The organism is Shewanella sp. 11B5 (assembly GCF_002836795.1).
Taxonomy (GTDB): Bacteria; Pseudomonadota; Gammaproteobacteria; order Enterobacterales; family Shewanellaceae; genus Shewanella; species Shewanella frigidimarina.
The window spans coordinates 1-3,582 of the sequence record NZ_PJAP01000853.1; the positions used below are offsets into that span (position 1 = coordinate 1).

Below are 3,582 nucleotides of genomic sequence, written 5' to 3' on the forward strand. Positions count from 1 at the left end.
TTTACCAGAGTATCTGGAGAGTTTGGCTGTTATAGCGGAAGATCTAAAAGCGGAAATATTTGCTGAAACGGAAGACGAGCATGTCAACAATGTGCATGATCCTATCGTGGTTGATAAATCGGTTCCGTCTGATAAATCATAACTACTACGAATGTATTTAATTGATTCCGTTACAGCCTGTTCCACAGGAAAGTGCGCGCCAATAACCTTAGCTAAACAAGGTCGCCATGTATTGGCGACCAATATTGTGGATCGAATAACGACTACTCAAAAACATATTTTAAGGCAGTTATGATTGCATTAATTCAACGAGTTAAACGTGCATCAGTGTCGGTAGACAATACAATAGTCGGCAAAATTGACCAAGGCTTGTTAGTATTACTAGGCATAGAGCGCGAAGATAATATTGAGAAAATGGTTAAGTTAGCTACAAAAGTCATTAATTATCGGGTGTTTAGTGATGAAGATGGCAAAATGAATCTTAATCTGGCTCAAGTCGGTGGGCAATTATTGGTGGTGTCACAATTTACCTTAGCTGCGGATACTGGCAAAGGCTTAAGACCCAGTTTTTCGTGCGCAGCAACCCCAGAACAAGCCGATCGCCTTTATCTAGCTTTTGTCGAGTATTGTCGCCAACAAGGGGTTATGACACAGACGGGGCAATTTGGTGCAGATATGCAGGTTGAGTTGGTTAATGATGGCCCTGTGACCTTTAATTTGCAGGTATAAGGCCATAATTTATTACCATTCAATTATTGTCAGCTGAGGTTAACCAGTCATCATCGGAGGGATGCCGTTATGCTTGATATTTCATTCACAGAAGCGCAATCAGATGCCAAGGTAACAGCTTTACTGCAGACCTTGTGTGAAACTTGGCACAGTACGATTCCTGTTAGTCAATTTATGAACATTAAACCAGTGTTGTTTAATGGCGATAGCCTACAAGTCACAGCACCTTTAGAGCCCAACGTTAATTTACATCACACCATGTTTGCTGGCAGCATTTATACTTTAATGACGTTAACCGGCTGGGGAATGGTGTGGTTACAGCAGCAATTATCACAGGCTCACGGTGATATCGTGTTAGCTGATGCAAAAGTCAGATATTTAAAACCGGTGACTAAACAGCCTTATGCCAAAGTTATTTGGCCCTATACTGATTTGAATCCATTAAACCGAGGCCGACGAGTAAAAATCACTTTAGAAGTGGCGTTATATTGTGATGACATTATGTGTGCTACGTTTACCGGGCAATTTGTGTCTTTACCGCCAAAAAATATTAGCATTGATTAAAATATGCGCGTTGAACATGTAAATACATTTCGATTTTATCGAATATAATTGCAAAATTATTACGCTATTATTCTTTTTTATAGGCAAATATACTAACTGCATTGGTCAGGCACATAGCATATGACCCAACAAACATATGGGTGAGACTTAACAATGGCAAAAGTACTAATTTTAAAATCAAGCATTCTAGGCAGTTATTCACAGTCTTCAGCATTAGTTGATTATTTAAATCAACAATGGAGCAGTAAAGGTGCGCAAATTAAAGTGCGTGATTTAGGTGAAAATACATTACCAATGTTAGATGGTGAGCTAGCTTCAGGTTTACGCGGCGGTGATAATCTTTCTGAACGTCAATTATCTGCACTCGCGCTATCGGATGAATTAGTCGCTGAAATTAAAGCTCATGACACCATTATTATCGCTGCGCCGATGTACAACTTTGGTATACCGACAACGTTAAAAAATTGGATCGATTTGATCGCCCGTGCCGGTGTGACGTTTACTTACACCGATACCGGAGCTGTTGGTTTAATCGAAGGTAAGCGTGCCATTATTGTGACTACTCGTGGTGGAGCGCATAAAGGCGGCCCTACAGACCATGTGGTACCTTACTTAACAACTGTGCTGGGCTTTATTGGGATTAACAACGTCGAAACCATTTATGCAGAAGCATTAAATATGGGCCCTGATGCAGCAGAAACAGGCATTAGCCAAGCTAAGCTTGCTATTGATGCAATAACACTTTAATAAATACAGCGGCTTAAGTTAAGTCGCTGGTTTGAAAACTAAACGTTTAATGCACCTTTGACATTTAAAGGAGCATTAAGCGTTTTTTATTTTGTGATTTTTTGTCATTTTGTTGATCAACAACATAATTTGCCACGTATAGACCTTATTATCAGTATCTAGTTTGATGCCAACTTTACTTTTCAAAATGTAGATTCATTACCAAAAGCCCTCAAGCTTATCGTTGAAAAGCCGTCATATTGTTGTTTCTATTTTATGAAAATAAACAAAATTGTCATCGCGTCAGCTTTAATTCTGCTCGCTGTGAGTCTTGTTCCTATATTGATGTTGATTAATCAATGGGATTCAGGTTCGCAGAGCTATGGAATTACCACTAGTGATAGCCAGCAGATTCATTTTCGGTGGCAAGACGTTAATCAACAAGTTCACCAGTACCCTACGTCCGCGGGAACGTATACCTATTTATTTTTGGGCTTTTTGTCGTGCTCAGAAATTTGTCCAATACGTATTGAGCAATTAAATCAACTTGAACAACGAATAGAGCAGGATGCTTCGTTTAATAAAGCTGAGGTTCAATTTCTATTTGTGACTATTGACCCTGATAACGACACATTAGCCTTGCGCCAAGCGGTGATCGATGCACGCTCTACGCATTTTGTCAGTGCGTCATTGTCCGAGTCAGATTTACATCAACTTGAATTGCGCTTATCGGACAATATCAATCGGCAACTCGCCACCATCAATCATGTTGGCAATCTATTTTTGTTGAATCCAAATGGACAAATCGCACGTATTTATACGGCTAAACAACTTTCAATATCCAAGATGTTGATTGATCTTAACCATATTATTTCATCTCAACTTTAGGTTTAAATATATGAATGATGCTCAAACTGTAACATTACTCAAAAAACATGATTTATATATCTATCGGTTGTTGATGTTGCAGGCCCCATTATTAGTCGTCAGTGGATTTTTTGGTGCCCAAATGCTGACTTTTAGTATTACTGCAGCGATAGCTATTTTAGTTATAGTACAGTTGAGTTACAGCTTGCTGAAAGGGACTGAGTTATTTGCGATAGTTGGTGCAGTAATTATGATGACGGTGTCAGGATTACTGATTCAAAGCCAAATGGGTATGATTGAAATGCACTTTCATATCTTTGCCACCATGGGCGTATTTCTTATTTATTTACGCTGGCAGCCATTATTGGCTGCTTTGTTGACGGTGGCAATACACCATATTCTTATGACCTATATTCAATTACAAGATATTGAAGTACTAGGTACACAGTTAATGATTTTTGCCGGTAATTGTAACTGGACCATAATGTTAGTCCATGCTTTATTTGCCGCGACTGAAACCTTTATCCTCATCCGAATCGCCTTATTTATGCGTACTGATTCACTGGCTAATCAACGTATTGCAGGGGCTATTGAACAGATATCAGCAAATAAAGATTTATCTATGCGTTTAGCTTCAGCTGATACTCATGCAGAAATCTCATTTAATTTGATGCTGGAAGAGTTATCGCAATTGTT

The 3,582-nt window shown here is 39.0% G+C and carries 4 protein-coding genes and 1 pseudogene; all 5 read left to right on the forward strand.

Annotated features, from left to right (window positions below):
- Nucleotides 1–291: 291 nt before the first annotated feature.
- Nucleotides 292–729, forward strand: a complete 438-nt coding sequence (gene dtd / locus CXF78_RS17125) for a D-aminoacyl-tRNA deacylase (protein WP_011635822.1) — start codon at nt 292–294, stop codon at nt 727–729.
- Between the two features lie 69 nt (nt 730–798).
- Nucleotides 799–1,293, forward strand: a complete 495-nt coding sequence (locus CXF78_RS17130; protein WP_011635823.1) for a thioesterase domain-containing protein — start codon at nt 799–801, stop codon at nt 1,291–1,293.
- A 153-nt stretch (nt 1,294–1,446) separates the two neighbouring features.
- Nucleotides 1,447–2,040 carry an FMN-dependent NADH-azoreductase gene (locus CXF78_RS17135; protein WP_011635824.1) on the forward strand — a complete coding sequence of 198 codons (594 nt, stop codon included), beginning with the start codon at nt 1,447–1,449 and terminating at the stop codon, nt 2,038–2,040.
- Nucleotides 2,041–2,295: 255 nt separating this feature from the next.
- The gene (locus tag CXF78_RS17140; RefSeq protein ID WP_011635825.1) at nt 2,296–2,907 is read left to right on the forward strand and encodes an SCO family protein; all 612 of its coding nucleotides are present in this window, start codon (nt 2,296–2,298) and stop codon (nt 2,905–2,907) included.
- Nucleotides 2,908–2,917: 10 nt separating this feature from the next.
- Nucleotides 2,918–3,582: pseudogene (locus CXF78_RS17145) on the forward strand (chemotaxis protein); the annotation flags it as partial.

Coding starts and splice junctions, on each gene's coding strand:
- dtd (WP_011635822.1), top strand. CDS start 292: ATGATTGCATTAATTCAACGAGTTAAACGTGCATCAGTGTCGGTAGAC.
- CXF78_RS17130 (WP_011635823.1), top strand. CDS start 799: ATGCTTGATATTTCATTCACAGAAGCGCAATCAGATGCCAAGGTAACA.
- CXF78_RS17135 (WP_011635824.1), top strand. CDS start 1,447: ATGGCAAAAGTACTAATTTTAAAATCAAGCATTCTAGGCAGTTATTCA.
- CXF78_RS17140 (WP_011635825.1), top strand. CDS start 2,296: ATGAAAATAAACAAAATTGTCATCGCGTCAGCTTTAATTCTGCTCGCT.